This window comes from Sinorhizobium kostiense, from assembly GCF_017874595.1.
In the GTDB taxonomy this organism is placed as follows: domain Bacteria; phylum Pseudomonadota; class Alphaproteobacteria; order Rhizobiales; family Rhizobiaceae; genus Sinorhizobium; species Sinorhizobium kostiense.
The window spans coordinates 48,419-67,285 of sequence record NZ_JAGILA010000006.1; the positions used below are offsets into that span (position 1 = coordinate 48,419).

18 protein-coding genes are annotated in these 18,867 nt (G+C 62.8%); 8 read left to right on the forward strand and 10 right to left on the reverse strand.

All coding sequences use genetic code 11. The annotated features are described in order from the left end of the window. Positions 1-6: 6 nt before the first annotated feature. The 5 genes from J2Z31_RS20015 (at position 7) to J2Z31_RS20035 (ending at position 4,570) form a co-directional block, all read left to right on the forward strand. Positions 7-912, forward strand: coding sequence for a metal ABC transporter substrate-binding protein (locus tag J2Z31_RS20015; RefSeq protein ID WP_209603849.1), 906 nt, complete (start codon positions 7-9; stop codon positions 910-912). Further along, the gene (locus J2Z31_RS20020; RefSeq protein ID WP_209603850.1) at positions 909-1,844 is read left to right on the forward strand and encodes a manganese/iron ABC transporter ATP-binding protein; all 936 of its coding nucleotides are present in this window, start codon (positions 909-911) and stop codon (positions 1,842-1,844) included. The genes J2Z31_RS20015 and J2Z31_RS20020 overlap by 4 nt, the downstream gene beginning before the upstream one ends. Then, positions 1,841-2,701, forward strand: coding sequence for a metal ABC transporter permease (locus tag J2Z31_RS20025; protein WP_209603852.1), 861 nt, complete (start codon positions 1,841-1,843; stop codon positions 2,699-2,701). Before J2Z31_RS20020 ends, J2Z31_RS20025 begins: the two co-directional genes overlap by 4 nt. After that, positions 2,698-3,549 (forward strand): metal ABC transporter permease, encoded by an 852-nt coding sequence (locus J2Z31_RS20030; RefSeq protein WP_209603855.1) that lies wholly within the window; start codon positions 2,698-2,700, stop codon positions 3,547-3,549. The genes J2Z31_RS20025 and J2Z31_RS20030 overlap by 4 nt, the downstream gene beginning before the upstream one ends. A gap of 187 nt (positions 3,550-3,736) precedes the next feature. Beyond that, positions 3,737-4,570, forward strand: a complete 834-nt coding sequence (locus tag J2Z31_RS20035; RefSeq protein WP_209603858.1) for a DUF6030 family protein — start codon at positions 3,737-3,739, stop codon at positions 4,568-4,570. Between the two features lie 88 nt (positions 4,571-4,658). Here the strand turns inward: J2Z31_RS20035 and J2Z31_RS20040 are convergent, their stop codons facing one another. Next, positions 4,659-5,090, reverse strand: a complete 432-nt coding sequence (locus J2Z31_RS20040) for an Lrp/AsnC family transcriptional regulator (RefSeq protein ID WP_209603860.1) — start codon at positions 5,088-5,090, stop codon at positions 4,659-4,661. Between the two features lie 125 nt (positions 5,091-5,215). Between J2Z31_RS20040 and J2Z31_RS20045 the strand changes: the two genes are divergently transcribed. Then, positions 5,216-6,319 (forward strand): saccharopine dehydrogenase family protein, encoded by a 1,104-nt coding sequence (locus J2Z31_RS20045; RefSeq protein ID WP_209603862.1) that lies wholly within the window; start codon positions 5,216-5,218, stop codon positions 6,317-6,319. Between the two features lie 299 nt (positions 6,320-6,618). Here the strand turns inward: J2Z31_RS20045 and J2Z31_RS20050 are convergent, their stop codons facing one another. The 7 genes from J2Z31_RS20050 to J2Z31_RS20080 form a co-directional block, all read right to left on the reverse strand. Further along, entirely contained in the window at positions 6,619-7,023 is a 405-nt protein-coding gene (locus tag J2Z31_RS20050; RefSeq protein WP_209603864.1) for a F0F1 ATP synthase subunit epsilon, read from the reverse strand. A 119-nt stretch (positions 7,024-7,142) separates the two neighbouring features. Beyond that, positions 7,143-8,657, reverse strand: coding sequence for a F0F1 ATP synthase subunit beta (atpD, locus tag J2Z31_RS20055; RefSeq protein WP_209603865.1), 1,515 nt, complete (start codon positions 8,655-8,657; stop codon positions 7,143-7,145). 24 nt (positions 8,658-8,681) lie between these two features. After that, a complete protein-coding gene (locus J2Z31_RS20060; protein WP_209603867.1) occupies positions 8,682-9,563 on the reverse strand; it encodes a F0F1 ATP synthase subunit gamma in 882 nt (293 codons plus the stop codon). A 27-nt stretch (positions 9,564-9,590) separates the two neighbouring features. Then, complete coding sequence (atpA, locus tag J2Z31_RS20065; RefSeq protein WP_209603869.1) at positions 9,591-11,120, reverse strand: F0F1 ATP synthase subunit alpha; 1,530 nt, start codon at positions 11,118-11,120, stop codon at positions 9,591-9,593. After that, positions 11,120-11,686: a F0F1 ATP synthase subunit delta gene (locus tag J2Z31_RS20070; RefSeq protein ID WP_209603871.1), complete on the reverse strand. Its 567-nt coding sequence runs from the start codon at positions 11,684-11,686 to the stop codon at positions 11,120-11,122. Before J2Z31_RS20070 ends, atpA begins: the two co-directional genes overlap by 1 nt. 352 nt (positions 11,687-12,038) lie before the next feature. Then, positions 12,039-12,425 (reverse strand): AGROH133_08824 family phage infection protein, encoded by a 387-nt coding sequence (locus J2Z31_RS20075; RefSeq protein ID WP_209603873.1) that lies wholly within the window; start codon positions 12,423-12,425, stop codon positions 12,039-12,041. Positions 12,426-12,546: 121 nt separating this feature from the next. Then, positions 12,547-14,751 (reverse strand): primosomal protein N', encoded by a 2,205-nt coding sequence (locus J2Z31_RS20080; RefSeq protein WP_209603875.1) that lies wholly within the window; start codon positions 14,749-14,751, stop codon positions 12,547-12,549. 167 nt (positions 14,752-14,918) lie between these two features. Here J2Z31_RS20080 and fsa point away from each other — a divergent pair, with 167 nt between their 5' ends. Next, positions 14,919-15,572, forward strand: a complete 654-nt coding sequence (gene fsa / locus J2Z31_RS20085) for a fructose-6-phosphate aldolase (protein WP_209603877.1) — start codon at positions 14,919-14,921, stop codon at positions 15,570-15,572. A gap of 55 nt (positions 15,573-15,627) precedes the next feature. Here fsa and J2Z31_RS20090 read toward each other — a convergent pair whose 3' ends face one another. Beyond that, positions 15,628-16,761 (reverse strand): AAA family ATPase, encoded by a 1,134-nt coding sequence (locus J2Z31_RS20090; protein ID WP_209603879.1) that lies wholly within the window; start codon positions 16,759-16,761, stop codon positions 15,628-15,630. A gap of 34 nt (positions 16,762-16,795) precedes the next feature. Continuing rightward, the gene (locus J2Z31_RS20095; RefSeq protein ID WP_209603881.1) at positions 16,796-17,710 is read right to left on the reverse strand and encodes a GNAT family N-acetyltransferase; all 915 of its coding nucleotides are present in this window, start codon (positions 17,708-17,710) and stop codon (positions 16,796-16,798) included. Positions 17,711-17,913: 203 nt separating this feature from the next. Here J2Z31_RS20095 and J2Z31_RS20100 point away from each other — a divergent pair, with 203 nt between their 5' ends. Next, entirely contained in the window at positions 17,914-18,849 is a 936-nt protein-coding gene (locus tag J2Z31_RS20100) for a tyrosine recombinase XerC (RefSeq protein WP_209603883.1), read from the forward strand. Positions 18,850-18,867 lie beyond the last annotated feature (18 nt).

Here is an 18,867-nt window from a genome sequence, read left to right on the forward strand (position 1 = left end):
TTGTGCATGACCGGTATGACAAGGCGTATGATGTTGACGGCAACCGCGGCGATGGCTGCTTTTTGGCTCGCTCCGGCTAATGCGCCGGCTGCGGAAAAATTCAAGGCGGTCACGACCTTCACCGTCATTGCCGATATGGCGCAGAACGTCGCGGGGGAAGCGGCCATCGTCGAATCGATCACCAAGCCCGGTGCCGAGATCCACAACTACCAGCCGACCCCGCGCGACATCCTCAAGGCGCACGACGCGCAACTGATCCTCTGGAACGGCCTCAATCTCGAACTCTGGTTCGAGAAGTTCTTCCAGAATCTCGACAATATTCCTGGCGTCGTGGTCTCCGAGGGGGTCGAGCCCATGGGCATCGCCGAAGGCCCCTATACGGGCAAGCCGAACCCGCATGCCTGGATGTCGCCAACGGCGGCGCTGGTCTATGTCGACAACATCCGCGACGCCTTCGTGAAGTTCGACCCCGAGAACGCGGAGACCTACAAAGCCAATGCCGAGGCCTACAAGCAGAAGATCGAGGCGACGATCGCGCCGATCCGCGCTACGCTTGACAGGATCCCGCCCGAGAAGCGCTGGCTAGTCTCGAGCGAGGGCGCCTTCAGCTATCTCGCCCGTGATTTCGGCCTGAAGGAGCTCTATCTCTGGCCGATCAATGCCGACCAGCAGGGTACGCCGCAACAGGTGCGCAAGGTCATCGACGCCGTCAGGGCCAGCAACATCCCCGTGGTCTTCTCCGAGAGCACGATCTCGCCCGACCCTGCCATGCAAGTGGCGCGCGAAACGGGTGCAAAATACGGCGGGGTGCTCTATGTGGACTCGCTGAGCGAGGCCGACGGCCCGGTGCCGACCTACATCGACCTCCTGCGCGTTACGTCCGAAACCATCGCGAAAGGTCTTTCGCAATGAACCTTCAGGCAGGGGCACGGCCTGTGACGCGGCCGGCGACCGAAGACGAGGACAGCGGTATTCGCGTCCGAGACGCGACCGTCACCTATCGCAACGGCCACCGGGCGCTCCAGGGGGCATCCTTCGAAATACCGACAGGGACGATCGCCGCACTCGTCGGCGTTAACGGCAGCGGCAAATCGACGATGTTCAAGGCGATCATGGGCTTCGTCCGGCTGGCGGAAGGCGAGATTTCTGTCTTAGGCCTGACCGTGCCGCAGGCGCTCAAGAAAAACCTCGTCGCCTATGTGCCGCAGGCCGAGGAGGTCGATTGGAATTTCCCGGTCCTCGTCGAGGACGTCGTGATGATGGGCCGCTACGGCCACATGAACATGCTGCGCATGGCGAAGAAGGCCGACCATGAGGCGGTCGAGTCGGCGCTCGCGCGCGTCGGAATGAGCGATTACCGCAAGCGCCAGATCGGCGAGCTTTCCGGAGGCCAGAAGAAGCGCGTCTTCCTCGCTCGGGCACTTGCCCAGGATGGCCGCGTGATCCTGCTCGACGAACCCTTCACCGGCGTCGACGTCAAGACGGAGGATGCGATCATTCGCCTGCTCCTCGCCCTTCGCGACGAAGGACGGGTGATGCTCGTCTCGACCCACAATCTCGGCAGCGTTCCGGAATTCTGCGATCGCACGATCCTGTTGAAAAATACCGTGCTCGCCTACGGTCCGACGGATACCACCTTCACCCGCGACAATCTCGAACTCGCCTTCGGCGGCGTGCTGCGTCATTTCGTGCTCGGCGGCGAGAGCCTGCATTCCGATGCGGATCCTCGCCAGCTTTCAGTGATAAGCGACGACGAGCGGCCGCTGGTCATGTATGGCGCCCGGGATCGAATGGTGGCGCAACCGGCAAAACCCGAAACCGAGCCGGAGGCCGACAGCGAATGATCGCGACGCTCGTCGAGCCGTTCACCTATACATACATGCTGAACGCGATGTGGGTCAGTGCGCTGGTCGGCGCCGTCTGCGCCTTTCTCTCCGCCTATCTCATGCTGAAAGGCTGGTCTCTGATCGGCGACGCGCTCTCTCATTCGATCGTGCCCGGTGTCGCCGGCGCCTATATGCTCGGCCTCCCCTTCTCGCTCGGCGCCTTCTTCTCCGGCGCGCTTGCCGCCGGCGCCATGCTGTTCCTGAACCAGCGCACGCGGCTCAAGGAGGATACGATTATCGGCCTGATCTTCACCTCCTTCTTCGGCCTCGGCCTCTTCCTGGTGTCGCTGGCGCCAACCTCGGTGAACATCCAGACGATCGTGCTCGGCAACATCCTCGCCATCACGCCCGCCGACACGCTGCAACTCGCGATCATCGGCTTTGTCTCGCTGGCGATCCTCTCGGCCAAATGGAAGGACCTGATGGTCACCTTTTTCGACGAGAACCATGCCAATTCGATCGGCATCAACACGGCTTTCCTGAAGGTGCTGTTCTTCACGCTGCTTTCCGCCTGCACGGTCGCCGCCCTGCAGACGGTCGGCGCCTTTCTCGTCATCGCCATGGTCGTCACCCCCGGCGCGACCGCCTACCTCCTCACCGATCGATTCCCGCGGCTGATCCTGATCAGCGTCGCCATCGGGGCGCTGACGAGCTTCGTCGGAGCCTATTCGAGCTATTTTCTCGACGGCGCGACCGGCGGCATCATCATCGTGCTGCAGACGTTGATTTTTCTGCTGGCCTTCATCTTCGCACCGAAGCATGGGCTCATCGCCGCCCGCCGCCGCGCATCCGCAGTCTTGGAGGTTCGGCGATGATATCCCTCGACATGCTGACCGCCGTCTTCCAGTTCGAGTTCATGCGAAACGCGCTGATCATCTCGGTGCTGGTCGCAATCCCCACTGCCATGCTCTCCTGCTTCCTCGTGCTCAAGGGCTGGTCGCTGATGGGCGACGCGATCTCGCATGCGGTCTTCCCCGGCGTTGTCGTCTCCTACATCGTCGGCCTGCCGCTCGCCGTCGGCGCCTTCGCCGCCGGCATGTGCTGCGCGCTCCTGACAGGCTATCTCAAGGAAAACAGCCGCATCAAGCAGGATACGGTGATGGGCGTCGTCTTCTCCGGCATGTTCGGTCTCGGCCTGGTGCTCTACGTCAATATCCAGACCGATGTTCACCTCGACCACATCCTCTTCGGCGATATGCTCGGCATAGGCTGGAGCGACATCGTCGGAACGGGCCTCATCGCCTTTGTTGCCGCCGGCATCCTCGGATTCAAATGGCGCGATCTTCTGCTCCACGCCTTCGATCCGGCCCAGGCCCGCGCCGTCGGGCTGCCGGTCGCATGGCTGCACTACGGACTGCTTGCGATCCTGTCGCTGACGATCGTCGGCGCACTGAAAGCCGTCGGGCTTATCCTCGCCATCGCCATGCTGATAGCCCCCGGCGCGATTGCCTTCCTGCTGACCCGGACTTTCAGCGGCATGCTGGTGTCAGCGGTCCTCATCGCCGTTCTCACCTCCTTCTCCGGCGTCTATATCTCCTTCTTCATCGATAGCGCCCCGGCTCCGACCATCGTTCTGCTGATGTCGGCAACCTTTCTGTTCGCCTTCGCCTACTCCAACTGGAGGACGGCGCGCACCGAGGCGCAGAGGACTCCGTTCGAATAAGGTGTCTACTGCATGTCTCCTTGGATCGACCTCGATTTTAAGGACAAAGACATGCAGCGCTTCAGGTGCTACATCGACCTTTGCGCGTCTCATAAGGCGCGCGGCGCTGTAGCGAGATGCCTCTTGGAAGGCGACGCTCCGATCCTTTATTGTGCGCCTGGCGAGTGGGTAAGGTGAGTTTCGGGCGATGGAGAGAAAGCATAGGGGCCGTGCCGGCATTGCTTTCTTTCTCAGTGCCGTGGCGCTGATCTTCACGGCGATACTCGCAACCGTGCTACTTGCGAACGAACAGCGCAATCTGAGGCAGCTTCTAACGGCACTGGGGCTCGAGACCAGCGCCGCGCAACCGGAAAGGCCGCCCCTGCCGTCGCGCACCCCCCAGCGGCGGCCAAAGCCTGAGACCGTGGTCCTGCCGGAGCGGATCTTCGCGGACCTGAACGCTCCGGAACAGCAATTCCTCCGCCAGCTTCGCAGCGACCCACGCGCGCTCTGCGAGGCGCTTCGCGAAGCCGGCTTCCGCGATCTCGAATGGACATCCGCCGAGAGCGGCCGCTGGGAATGTTCGTCCCTCGTCCCATTCGCCCGGCCGGGAGACCAGAAGAGCTCGTCGATCTTCATTTTCGTCAAAGGCAGCGACGAGGACGAAATCACCTCCTTCCGCGTCAAGCTGAATATCGAACACCCGGACGACACGCAGGTGGTTACGAGTGGCGCGGCGATGGCCGCCGCGGTTTTCCTCAGTCACGTTCGCTGGGCCGATCGCGAGAGCGTAGCGCTCAAGATTCAGGCACTCGACGAATTCGATCTCCGCCGCTTCGGCAGCCGCATACAGTTCAAGCGCGAGTCCGGCGAAACGCCGCGCTACAATCTCCTTGCTAACCAGGCGAGGCGAACGCGCCCCAAGAGCATCGCCGAAACTTTTTTCGACCGCGATCAATGGCTCGCAGCCGGCGATGGCTCGCACACCTTCGTCGGCCGTGGACCCTCGGCATGGATGTCTACGAACGGCGATGGTCGCTGAACCGCCTCAGATCAGGATACTTTAGGTCGGTTCAATTATACGAAGTTCGGTGTACGGGCGGAAAGCCGCGCCGACTATCTCGTCCCGGCTAGCGGTCGATCCGCGTCGAAAGGATGATTGACGAGAGTGTCTTTTCAACGCCGCCGATTTCCCCGATACGGTCGATCAGATGATCCAGTTCGCTGATCGAGCTCGCAGCGACAATGGCGATCAGATCGAAACTGCCGCTGACGGAGTGAAGGGTGCGGATTTCCCGTATCGCGGCAAGCTCGGGCGTGACACGACTGAGCGCCCGCGGCGCGATCGTGATCAGCACATGCGCCTTCACCAATCCCTTTTCGTAATTCTCCGAAAGGCGCACGCCGTAGCCCGCGATCACACCGTCGCGCTCCAGACGTTCCAGACGCGCCTGCACGGTCGTGCGCGAGAGGCCGAGCCGACGGGCAATCGTCGCCGTTGGCATGCGGGCGTTCTCGCTGAGCACGGCGAGTAATTCACGATCCTTGTCGGTAACCTGCATATTGTCGACTCTGTTCGGCGAAATGCCGATATCTCTCCGTCGATTTACTCATTTCAGCGCTTCAAAGCAACAGTCGGCAGAGGGACAATGCGCTCGAAGAGCTCATGTTCGAGGGGAAGAAAAGAATGAAAGAGATCGTAGTCATCGGCGCCGGCAAGATCGGATCGACGATCGCCCGCATGCTGGCCCACTCCGGCGACTATCGCGTCTGCGTCGTCGACCGCAGTGCCGAGCAGTTGCAGGAGGTCGAAAAGCACGACGCAATTTCGACGGCTGCAATCGACATTACCGACAGGAAGGCGCTTGTCGGCTTGCTCGCGGGCAAGTTCGCTGTATTGAGCGCCGCTCCTTTCCATCTGACGGTGGCGATCGCCGAGGCCGCCGCCGAGGCCGGCATTCACTATCTTGACCTGACGGAAGACGTCGAATCGACCCGGCAGGTCAAGGCGATTGCCGCCAAGGCGAACACCGCCTTCATCCCGCAATGCGGGCTTGCCCCCGGCTTCATCTCGATCGTCGCCTACGACCTTGCCAAACGCTTCGACAAGCTCGAGAGCGTCCGCATGCGCGTCGGCGCGCTGCCGCAATATCCGTCGAACGCGCTCAACTACAATCTCACCTGGAGCACGGACGGGGTCATCAACGAATATATCGAGCCCTGCGAAGCGATCGTCGAAGGTGCGCTGGTCGAAGTGCCGGCGATGGAGGCGCGCGAGGAGTTCTCCCTCGACGGGGTCACCTACGAGGCATTCAACACCTCGGGCGGTCTCGGCACACTCTGCGAGACACTCAAGGACAAGGTGCGCACCCTGAACTACAAGACGATCCGTTATCCCGGCCATGCAGCCATCTTCAAGGCGCTGTTGAACGATCTCGGCCTGCGCCATCGCCGCGAAGTCCTGAAGGACATCCTCGAAAATGCGCTGCCGACCACGACCCAGGACGTCGTCGTCATCTTCGTCACCGTTTCCGGCTTCCGCGACGGCCACCTGGTCCAGGAAACCTATGCCAACAAGGTCTATAGCGGCGCCGTCGCCGGGCGGATGCACAGCGGCATTCAAATTACCACAGCCGCCAGCATCTGCGCCGTGCTCGACCTCGTCGCCGAAGGCAAGCTCCCGGCAAAGGGCTTCATTCGTCAGGAGGACATCGCGCTCGACACATTCCTCGCCAACCGCTTCGGCCACCACTACGCGCAAAAGAACGGCAGCGAGCGCGCCGCAAGCTGAGACGCTGTCCAGTCGCATCCTCGAAACATGAAACGAAAAATGCCCGGACATTGTCCGGGCATCTGCGTTCACGGTGATCCTTTTTGACGAAATTGGCGGCAACCTTCCGTTACCCGCCGACCAGGAGGAAGATCGCGACCGCGGTCGCCCTTCCCGCGCCTGCGGAAATCGCACGCAGGGAGAGATCGTTCGCCGGCAAATTCGCTGCGGCCAGAGGCGGCCGCTCCAACCCGCAAAAAACCCCGCTCGAAGCGGGGTCCGAAGTTCTAATCCTCATTTCCCTTGTCGGGATGTCCCTTTCAGGCCGGGATTACGATCTCCCCGAGCTTCGTCAGTTCGGCGATGAACTGCTCGAGACGGGTCTTCTTCTCGTCACCGGCGCCTTCGAGTTCGGCGCGGACCACAGCGATGCGGTTCTCGAGCACCGAGGGGTCGAGTTCGTCCACGTGAACGGCCGATTCCGCAAGCAGCGTGCAGCCGGTCGGCAGGATATCGGCGAACCCCCCGAAGACCGCGAAGCGCTCGCTCTTGCCGTCGGCCATCTTGACGGTGACCACACCCGGCTTGACAGTCGTCATGGTCGGCGCGTGATTGGCCATCACGGTCATTTCACCCTCGGTTGCCGGGATGACGACTTCAGTCACCTGTGCGGAAAGCAACAGGCGCTCCGGGGAAACAAGTTCGAAATTGAAACTGTCGGCCATGACCATTCACTTCTGGTAAGCGCACCGTAAAGCGGCGGCTGTGCATGTTCTAGAGCCGCTGACGCCGCGGCAGAATGGAAGCCGCGGCGCAAAAAACTCGCGCCACGGCTCACGCTCGATTAGGCGGCTTCGGCAGCCAGCTTCTTGGCCTTTTCGACGGCTTCGTCGATGGAGCCAACCATGTAGAAGGCGGCTTCCGGCAGGTGGTCGTACTCGCCGTTGACGAGACCCTTGAAGCCCTTGATCGTGTCTTCGAGGGCGACCAGCTTGCCCGGCGAGCCGGTGAAGACTTCAGCGACGAAGAACGGCTGCGACAGGAAGCGCTCGATCTTGCGGGCGCGGGCGACGGTGAGCTTGTCCTCTTCGGAAAGCTCGTCCATGCCGAGGATGGCGATGATGTCCTGGAGCGCCTTGTAGCGCTGCAGCGTACCCTGCACCTTACGGGCGACTTCGTAGTGCTCCTCGCCGACGATCATCGGATCGAGCATGCGCGAGGTCGAGTCGAGCGGGTCCACGGCCGGGTAGATGCCCTTTTCGGCGATCGAGCGCGACAGAACCGTCGTCGCGTCGAGGTGGGCGAACGAGGTCGCCGGAGCCGGGTCGGTCAAGTCGTCGGCCGGAACGTAGATCGCCTGAACCGAGGTGATCGAGCCCTTGGTCGTCGTGGTGATGCGCTCCTGCATCGCGCCCATGTCGGTCGCAAGCGTCGGCTGGTAACCCACGGCCGATGGAATGCGGCCGAGCAGAGCCGACACTTCCGAACCGGCCTGGGTGAAGCGGAAGATGTTGTCGACGAAGAAGAGAACGTCCTGGCCTTCGTCACGGAAGTGCTCGGCGACGGTCAAACCGGTGAGCGCGACGCGGGCGCGGGCACCCGGCGGTTCGTTCATCTGGCCATAAACGAGCGCGGCCTTGGAGCCTTCGCCGCCACCGTGCTTGTTCACGCCCGATTCGATCATTTCGTGATAGAGATCGTTGCCTTCGCGGGTACGCTCGCCCACGCCCGCGAACACCGAGTAACCGCCATGCGCCTTGGCGACGTTGTTGATCAGTTCCATGATCAGAACGGTCTTGCCGACGCCTGCACCGCCAAAGAGGCCGATCTTGCCACCCTTTGCGTAAGGAGCGAGCAGGTCGACGACCTTGATGCCGGTGACGAGGATCTGCGCTTCCGTCGACTGCTCGACATAGGCCGGCGCGTCCTGGTGGATCGCGCGGCGCGATGCCGTAACGACCGGACCGGCTTCGTCAACCGGCTCGCCGATGACGTTCATGATGCGGCCGAGCGTTTCCTTGCCGACCGGCACCGCGATCGGGGCACCGGTGTCGGTGACCAACTGACCACGGACGAGGCCTTCGGACGAGTCCATGGCGATCGTGCGGACGGTATTTTCCCCGAGATGCTGAGCGACTTCGAGAACGAGGCGGTTGCCCTGGTTGTCGGTTTCCAGCGCGTTCAGGATCTGCGGCAGGTAGCCCTCTTCGAACGCGACGTCGACGACGGCGCCGATAACCTGCGTGACACGGCCGACAGCACCCGTAGCCACAGCGGCTGTCTTGGCGGGAGCTGCCTTCTTCGGAGCAGCAGGCTTCTTCACCGCTGCGGTTTCTTTCGGGGTAGCTGCCTTAGCCATAATTCTTACCCTCTTCTCGTAACCTTAGAGCGCTTCCGCGCCCGAGATAATTTCAATGAGTTCCTTGGTGATCTGCGCCTGCCGCTGACGGTTGTAGTTGAGAGTCAGCTTGTTGATCATCTCACCGGCATTGCGCGTCGCATTGTCCATGGCGCTCATCTTGGCGCCCATTTCGCCGGCGACGTTCTCGAGCAATGCCCGGAAGATCTGCACGGAGATGTTGCGCGGAATGAGGTCGCTGAGGATGGCGGCAGCATCCGGCTCGTATTCGTAGATCGCTGAATTGCTCTCGGTCTCGGCTGCCACCGGTCCGGCCGATGCCGGGATGAGCTGCTGCGCGGTCGGGATTTGCGATATGACGGACTTGAACTCGGAATAGAACAAGGTGCAGACGTCGAACTCTCCCCTTTCGAAGAGCTCGATCACCTTGTGACCGATTCGGTCTGCATTCTCGAAACCGATCTTCCTGACTTCACGCAAGTCGACGCGGTCGATGATCAGCGACGCGAATTCCCGCCGCAGGATATCGAAGCCCTTCTTGCCGACGCAGATGATCTTGACCGTCTTGCCCTCGGCCAGGAGCTTGCGCACATGGTCGCGAGCATGGCGCGCAATCTGCGAGTTGAAGCCGCCGCAGAGACCGCGTTCTGCGGTGCAGACGATCAGGAGATGCGTGTCGTTCCTGCCGGTCCCGGTCATCAACCGCGGCGCGGCGTCGTCCGCGCCAACCGCCTGGGCGATATTGGCGAGAACGGCAGCCATGCGCTGCGAATAAGGCCGGGCGGCCTCGGCCGCCTCCTGCGCGCGCCGAAGCTTCGCCGCGGCGACCATCTTCATCGCCTTGGTGATCTTCTGCGTCGCCTTGACGGAGGCGATCCGGTTCTTCAGATCCTTAAGTGAAGGCATCCGTTGTCCGTCCTAGTTGAGGTCCGCTCAGGCGAAAGACTTGGCGAAGCTGTCGATAGCAGCCTTCAGCTTTGCCTTGGTGTCGTCAGAGATCGCCTTCTCCGTACGGATGGTATCCAGAACGGCCTTGCCTTCCGAACGCAGATAGGAGAGCAGACCCTGCTCGAACTTGCCGACTTCATTGACCGGCAGCTTGTCGAGATAGCCGTTGACGCCGGCGAAGATCACCGCGACCTGCTCTTCCGTCTTCAGCGGCGAGAACTGCGGCTGCTTCAGGAGTTCGGTCAGGCGGGCACCGCGGTTAAGCAGGCGCTGGGTAGCAGCATCGAGGTCGGAGCCGAACTGGGCGAAGGCCGCCATTTCGCGGTACTGGGCGAGTTCGCCCTTGATCGAGCCGGCAACCTGCTTCATCGCCTTGATCTGCGCGGAGGAGCCGACGCGCGAAACCGACAGGCCGACGTTAACGGCCGGACGGATACCCTGGTAGAACAGGTCGGTTTCAAGAAAGATCTGGCCGTCGGTGATCGAGATCACGTTGGTCGGGATAAACGCGGACACGTCGTTGCCCTGCGTCTCGATGACCGGCAGCGCCGTCAGCGAGCCAGCGCCCTTTTCGTCGGAGAGCTTCGCAGCGCGCTCCAAGAGGCGGGAATGCAGGTAGAAGACGTCGCCCGGATACGCTTCGCGGCCCGGCGGGCGGCGGAGCAGCAGCGACATCTGGCGGTAGGCCACGGCCTGCTTGGACAGGTCGTCATAGCCGATCAGCGCATGCTTGCCGTTGTCGCGGAAATACTCGCCCATCGCGCAGCCGGCGAACGGAGCGAGATACTGCATCGGCGCCGGGTCGGAAGCCGTGGCCGCGACGATGATGGAGTACTGCAGGGCGCCGCGCTCTTCGAGGACCTTCACGAACTGGGCGACGGTCGAGCGCTTCTGGCCGATAGCGACGTAGACGCAGTAGAGCTTGTCCTGCTCCGGGCCGTTGTCATGGATCGGCTTCTGGTTCAGGAACGTGTCGAGGATGATTGCGGTCTTGCCGGTCTGGCGGTCGCCGATGACGAGCTCGCGCTGGCCGCGGCCGACCGGGATCAGGGCGTCGATGGCCTTGAGGCCGGTCGACATCGGCTCGTGAACCGACTTGCGCGGAATGATGCCGGGTGCCTTGACGTCGACGCGGGCGCGCTGCTTGGCGTTGATGGGGCCCTTGCCGTCAATCGGGTTGCCGAGCGCGTCGACCACGCGGCCGAGCAACTCCGGACCGACCGGAACGTCAACGATGGCGCCGGTCCGCTTGACGGTGTCGCCTTCCTTGATGTCGCGGTCGGAGCCGAAGATAACCACACCGACATTGTCGGATTCGAGGTTCAGCGCCATGCCACGAATTCCGCCCGGGAATTCGACCATCTCGCCTGCCTGAACATTGTCGAGGCCGTAGACGCGGGCGATACCGTCACCGACGGAAAGCACCTGGCCGACTTCGGAGACTTCTGCTTCCTGGCCGAAATTTTTGATCTGATCTTTGAGAATTGCGGAAATTTCCGCGGCGCGGATATCCATCAGCCGACCTCTTTCAGTGCAAGCTTAAGGGTAGAGAGTTTGGTGCGAAGGGAGGTGTCAATCTGGCGGGACCCGACCTTGACGATCAGACCTCCAAGAATAGACGGGTCGACGGTGACGTTGATCGCCACGTCTTTGCCGGTGACGCCTTTCAGCGTCGCCTTCAATTCGGTTTGCTGCGCTTCGGTCAGCGCGTGGGCCGACGTGACGTCGGCAGTGATTTCGCCGCGGTGACGCGCGGCGATCAGGCGGAAGGCCTTGATGATGCCGGGCAGCGCGAAGAGGCGGCGATTGCGCGCGATGACCTTGAGGAAGTTGCCGACGAGGCCGGAAAAACCGAACTGATCCGCGACCGCCGAGATGGCCTTGAACTGATCGTCAGCGGAAAAAACCGGGCTTGCGACCAGCCGCTTCAAATCGTCGCTGCCGTCGATCAGCGCCTGGACGCGATCAAGATCGGCACCGACCGCTTCTACCGCACCGGCCTCGAGGGCAAGCTCGAAGAGGGAGGAGGCATATCTTTCTGCAACACCGGAAATAAGCTGGGATGTGTCTGCCACGGGCACAAGCTTCTCTCAAAATCATCCAAGAGCGTCAGCAGCGGCGAACCGTCCATTTAACGTCTTGAATTTGCTGCATTAATTCGCAGGATATCGAGGCCCTTCGACCCACTTCCCCCGCAATTCGCGGTTCGTCTAGCATAGGATGTTTGGACTCGCAACACGCCAACGCCAGGAATGCGGCATAACTCGACCGAGTTCGGCCGAATTTTGCCGTACATTGTGTCGCAGGCCCCCGCGCCTGCCGTTCCTATAGCGCCGCGCGTCTTGATCAGACGCGCAAAGGTCGCTGTAGCACTTTGAAATGCTGCATGTCTTTTTCCTTCAATCGAGGTCGATTTAAGGAGACATGCAGCAGTTAGATAAGCCCGAAGACATAGGCGAGCGGCAGGACGGCGAGCGCCGCCTGGACAAGAAGCGCAAGCCAGTTGAAGAGGGTGGCGCCATTATCGCTCATCATCGACAAGGCGCGGCCGAAGGCAGCCAGCGCAAAGGCGGCGCCGACGGCAAGATAGACCATCGGCTGGGCGAGCAGGATGGCCCCGAGTCCGAGCCCGACATGCATGCCGCCCATGGTGGAACGGGCCTCCGCCAGGCCGCCGCGGCGCCCCTCGGCTAGGCCGATGCCGGCTGCACGAAAAGTGAGGCGCGGCGCAAACAGCATGACGAGTCCGAGCAGCGCCGCCGCGGCGGCCGCAAAAAAGGCCAGGAACTCGCCGGTTTCCGTTGGAATGTATAACTCCATCTCGATTCCCCGCGGGCAGGTGATCTCGCCGCTCCGGCTGATTCGTTACGGCGCATCCTTGATCCAGCCTATTCTATGTCCATGGCGATGGGAATCGGCTGTCTTAAGGGAGCGACTCCGATCACAGAAAACTCTGCGGATCGACGTCCATCTGGACGCTCACCGAGCCGCGCTCCTTCGGGCCCGCCGCGATCATCGCCTTCAGGAAGGATTGCATGTCGCTATTGCGCCGCCCGTGGACGAGCAGGCGGAAACGATGCCGGCCGCGGATCAGCGCCAGCGGCGCCTCGGCCGGGCCGAGGATCGAAATGCCGTCGACGCGCGGCGCGGCATTGCGCAGGCCGCGCGCATGCCCTTCCGCATCCTGGCGCGAGTCCGCGGATACGATGATCGAGGCGAGCCGCCCGAAGGGTGGCAGGGCCGCGCGTTCCCGCTCGTTTATCTCGCGCTCGTAAAAAGCCTCGGCGTCACCGGAGACGATGGCCTGCATCACCGGGTGTTGCGGCTGGTACGTCTGCAGCAATCCAAGGCTCTTCAGACCCGTCCGGCCGGCGCGCCCGGTTACCTGCGATAGGAGCTGGTACGTCCGCTCGGCGGCGCGCGGATCGCCGTTGGCAAGGCCGAGATCGGCATCGACGATGCCGACGAGCGTCATCATCGGAAAATTATGACCCTTGGCGACGAGCTGCGTGCCGATGACGATATCCGCCTCGCCCTTGGCGATCGCTTCGAGCTCCAGTCTCAGCCGCTTGACCCCCATCAGGTCGGAGGAAAGCACGATGGTGCGGGCCTCGGGAAAATGCCGCTCGACTTCCTCGGCAATGCGCTCGACGCCCGGCCCACAGGCGACCAGGTGGTCGAGCGTGCCGCACTCAGGGCAGGCCTCCGGCATCCGCTCCGAATAGCCGCAATGATGGCACTGGATCTGACCCCGGAACCGGTGCTCGACCAGCCAGCTCGAGCAGTCAGGACACTGGAAGCGATGACCGCAGACACGGCAGAGCGTCAAGGGCGCATATCCCCGGCGGTTCAAGAAGAGAAGCGCCTGCTCGCCGCGGCCGATCGCCCTGCCGATCTCGGTAAGAAGCACCGGAGAGAGAAAGCCGCCGCGCCCTGGCGGGTGCCGGCGCATGTCGATTACGCCGAGATGCGGCAGCGCCGCATCGCCGAAACGCGTCGGCAGGTGGATCGGCCGGTAACGCCCGATCTCACTGTTGACCCGGCTTTCGACCGAAGGCGTGGCGGAGACCAGCACGACCGGGAAACCGCTGATGCGGCCGCGCACGACCGCCATGTCACGCGCATTGTAGAAGACACGATCCTCCTGCTTGTAGGCGGGATCGTGCTCTTCGTCGACGATGATGAGGCCCAGATCCTCGAAAGGCAGGAACAGGGCCGAACGCGCGCCGGCGACGACGCGCACCTGGCCGGTCGTCACCTGTCGCCAGACCTTTTCCCTGGTGCGCGGCGCGAGGTCGGAATGCCACTCCGCCGGCTTCGCTCCGAAGCGATCCTGGAAGCGTTCCATGAAGCTTGCGGTCAGCGCTATTTCCGGAAGCAGGATGAGCACCTGCTTGCCGGCCCGAAGCGTCGCCGCGATTGCCTCGAAATAGACCTCGGTCTTGCCGGAACCGGTAACGCCATCGATCAGCGAGACGGAGAAATTGCGCGCCTCGACCGCCGTGAGCAGATCCGCGGCCGCCTGCCGCTGCGGCCCCTCGAGGCGCGGTACGGCAAAATCCGGATCGGGGGCGGTGACGACCGGCGGCGGCGGCACGAAAACCGTTTCGAACACGCCCTGCGCCTGAAGGCCGTCGATGACGCTCGACGAGACACCGGCCGCATGGGCAAGTCCTGAGCGGGTCCAGGAATATCCGTCGCTCGCCGCAGCGATCACCCGCTCGCGCGTCGCCGTCATCCGTTCCGGCCGTCTTTCGGTAAGACGCAACGCTTCCACCATCGGCTCCGGATCGAAGGCGGTCGGCGCCCTGAGCGCCATGCGCGCGACAAGCCCCGGTGGCGTTATCGTATAGTTGGCCACCCAGTCCAGGAAGGTGCGCATGTCACGGTTGAGCGGCGGACAATCGAAAACCTTCTCGATCGCCTTCAGCTTCTTGGGGTCGACCGTGCCGTCGTCGGGGCCATCCCAGACGACGCCGACGACGAGGCGAGGGCCGAGCGGCACCTGTACGATCGATCCCGGTTCGACCGCCATCCGATCCGGCACGACGTAGGAATACCCCCTCGGCGCCGGCATCGGCAGCAGGACGGGCACCACACGGCGATCGAGTACGTCCCCGAATAAATCGGTTGAATCGAGAGTCATTTTGCCGTGACCTTGCCACCGCTTTCGGCTAAAGAAAACTGCGCAGCGAACCGCTGCCTTGTGGATAGCAGGGTTTGTCACGGTTCCGCCCGAGTTTCAACGCGCGCGATTTTCGCCACCCGACAGTGGAGAAGCGCCCGAACGGCTGAGTGCCAAGGAAGGCTCCCATGAAATTTTTCGTCGATACCGCCGATGTGAAGGAAATCCGGGAACTGAACGATCTCGGCCTGCTCGACGGCGTCACCACCAATCCCTCGCTGATCCTGAAGTCGGGTCGCGACATTGTCGAGGTCACCAAGGAAATCTGCTCGATCGTCGACGGTCCGGTCTCGGCGGAAGTCACCGCGACCGAATATGGCGAGATGATGAGGGAAGCGGCGGCGCTCGCGAAGATCGCCGACAATATCTGCATCAAGCTGCCGCTGACGCTTGACGGCTTGAAGGCCTGCAAGGCGCTGACCTCGGACGGGCACCAGACCAATGTCACGCTCTGCTTCTCGGCCAACCAGGCGCTGCTCGCCGCCAAGGCGGGCGCGACCTTCGTTTCGCCCTTCATCGGCCGCCTCGACGACATCGCCTTCGACGGCATGGACCTGATCCGCGAGATCCGCCACATCTTCGACAATTACGGTTTTGAGACCGAAATTCTCGCTGCCTCGATACGCACGGTCAACCACGTCAAGGAAGCCGCCCTCATCGGCGCCGACGTCGTCACCGCACCGCCGGCAACGCTGAAGGCGCTCGTCAAGCACCCGCTGACCGACAAAGGTCTCGAAATGTTCCTCGCCGACTGGGCGAAGACCGGTCAGAAGATCGGCTGATCGGCGGAGATCACGCCGCAGCATTAGGAGGCTCCGCAGCGATGCGGGGCCTTTTTCATTCGTCCTCGCCGTCTAGCGAACCGGTGAGGCGCATTCCATCGATCGACGTGGCGCCGTTCTTGCGGACCACCCGTCGCGGCCGCACGCCGCAACGCTCTTGAACCGCCGCCGCCAGGCGCTCGGAGTGAGTGACGATCCAGATCTGGCTGTCTCTGGAAGCGCTCACGATCATATCCGCAAGCGCCGGCAGCATATCCGGATAGAGGCTCGTCTCCGGTTCGTTGAGCGCGATGAAAGGCGGGCGACGGTAGGAAAGCAGCGCAGCGGCAAGGGCCAGGAAGCGCATCTGTCCGTCCGAAAGCTCGCGCGGCAAGAAGGGGCGTTGCGGAAATTCGGGAAAGACCAGCGCGAATTCGGCGAATTGCCCCGGCGGCGGCACCTCGAGCTTCGCACCGCCAAAGGCGCTTGCCACGGCCCGGTCGAGATCGAGCGTGTCTTCGCGCGTGTGGTAGAGCGTTGCAAAGACCGCGGCCATGTTGCCGCCTTCTTCGTCGAGCATCGGCGCAGTCACCGCCAGGCATGGCGCCCGCAAGGGCGAATCGCGATCGGTGCGGAAGCCATGAAAGAAGCGCCACTGGCCGATGGCCCGCCTGACCGCGCCAATTTCGGGGTAGTGACCCGCATCACCGAGAAGCGATACCGCCGTTTCCGACTGCATCGCCTCGCCCGGATAGTCTTCCAAGCGCCCGTGCTCACCGCGAACGGCTATGCTCGGCCCCGCCCGTTTCATCATCGTGACGGGCCTGCGGCCGGTCTCGACGCTCAGCTCCTCCTCCTTCACCTGCGGCTCAAAGCTGAAGCCGGCGGCTGCCGGGGGCTTCAGACCCGCTTCGATCCGGTATCGGAACGTGATTGCGCGCTCCTCGTCGATCAGTTCTGTCATAAGGCAGATGCGCACAGCCTTGCCGGCTCGGCGCGCACCGCTCCAGAGGGCGGACGACATCCCTCCTTCCGCAGCGATGTCGCGCGCAAAACTGCCCCGCATTGCCGATTGCACCAGTTGCAGCGCACGATAGAGGTTGGATTTTCGGACACCATTCTCGCCGATGAACAGGTTGACGTCGGCCGTATCAATGCGCAGGGAGCGCAATGAGCGGTAGTTTTCTACAGACATGGAGCGAAGCAGCATGGCTCTAACCTGGGCGCGCTCTTCGCCAAAAGCCTCACGCTGGAACCTTGGCCTGGGGATCGAAGGCCGCATCGCCGTCTCGCGCGAGCGCGAAAACCGTGTGGTGCTCGAGCGCACGGGTAACGTCCATCGGATCGCCGTCCAGCGCCTCAGGCGCGATCAGGTTGCCGATCCGGAAGTCGAAGAGGTCGCCCTTCTTGTTGAGAAGCTCGTGGAAGACGGTCATGTCGCGCAGTTCCGTCGACCACTTCGCGAACCAGTAGAACAGGCCGGAATTGCGCGCGCTCATGTGGACCGGCAGGATTGGCAAACCGTACTTGCGGGCGAAACTGATGGCTGAACTTTTCCACGGACGCTCGTTGAGACGCCCATCTGCCCAATAGGCGATTCGACCGGAGGGGAAGAGTACGGTCGCCTTCCCCGCTTCGATGGCACGATTGGTGACCTGCAGCGTCTCGCGTGCCTTGAGCTTCGACTTGTGCTCCTCCCGCCACTCGACCGGGATGATCATCTCAACGAAGCGCGGATTGACGCGGATGGCATCGCGGTTGGCGAAGAACATCATGTCGGGCCGGCGGCTCTTGAGAAGGTCGAAGACGGCGATGCCGTCGGCGATGCCGGTCGGGTGGTTGCTGACGAGCAGGAAGCCGCCGCGCGCCGGTATGCGCTCCGGCTTGTCGACGCGGATGTCGAGTGAGAGCAGCGAACTTAAATGCTCGAAGGCCTGGAAGCCCTGCATGTTGGCGACGGAATCGGCGAATTCGATCGCCTTGCGGTAGTTAAGCAGAGTGTAGAGAAAGGGCCGCATCACGGGCCATAGCGGATGCCGGACGATCTTCTGGCCGCGTTCGGCAATCAGCGTGTCGACGATGTGGCCAGGCTGTCCCTGTGAGACCAGCGCGACAGCCTCTGCAAAATGCGCCAACGCGCCCGAATCACGTCTCGCCATAAGTGTACCCGCTTTGCTGAGGCGAACATCGCAGTTCAATATGATCGAACAATGACAAAATCCAAGGGGCTGTTGGCGAACAAATGATACGTTAGCAAAAACATAAGCGCCCGGTGGCAAAGTGGCGCGGGAGGAAAAGCACGAGCGGTTTTCCTGCCCCGCACCAACTTCTTGGAAACGCAGCAATCACGCCTGGGCCGAGGATGAACGACCTTCTTGTAATAGGCCACCCAGAGGTTATGGCAGAGCGTCGAAGGTGGCTTGCGACTCTCGCCGAAGAACGCCGGCTTTCTGAAAAGACGATCGAGGCTTATGAGCGCGACACGCGGCAGTTCCTCACCTTTCTGACGGGGCACCTCGCCGGTCCTCCCGCGCTCGCCGACATTCGCGCGCTTCGTCCCGCCGACCTGCGAGGCTTTCTCGCGCAACGCCGCAAGGGCGGCGCGGGGGCGCGCACGCTCGGACGCGGGCTCGCAGGCCTGCGGTCGTTCCTGCGCTATCTCGAGCGAAACGGCCTCGCCAATGCCGCAGGCGCGGCTGCCGTGCGCTCGCCGAAACAGCCGAAATCGCTGCCGAAGCCGCTCACCGACCGCGATGCGCTGAAGGTGGTCACGGCCGATGCACAGCTCGCCGAGGAGCCTTGGATCGCCGCGCGGAACGCCGCCGTGCTGACGCTTCTCTACGGCTGCGGTCTGCGCATCTCCGAAGCGCTTGGCCTGACGGCGGACGATTTTGCAGGCATGCCGACGTCGCTCAGGATTACCGGCAAAGGCGGCAAGACCCGGATCGTACCGCTGATTGCCGCGGCCAACGAGGCGGTCGCGGCCTATCGCAAGCTCTGCCCCTACCACCTCGGTCAGCGCGAGGCACTCTTCCGCGGCGCCCGCGGCGGGCGGCTGCAGCCAGCGATCATCCAGCGTGAGATGCAGAAGCTGCGGACCGCCCTCGGCCTCCCCGATTCGGCAACGCCGCACGCGCTGCGGCATTCCTTTGCGACACATCTTCTGGCGGGTGGCGGGGATCTGCGAACGATCCAGGAACTGCTCGGCCATGCCAGCCTCTCGACCACGCAGGTCTATACCGGCGTCGACTCGGCACGCCTGCTCGAGATCTATGATCGCGCCCATCCGCGTGCCTGAACGATGCATGCCTCTGCA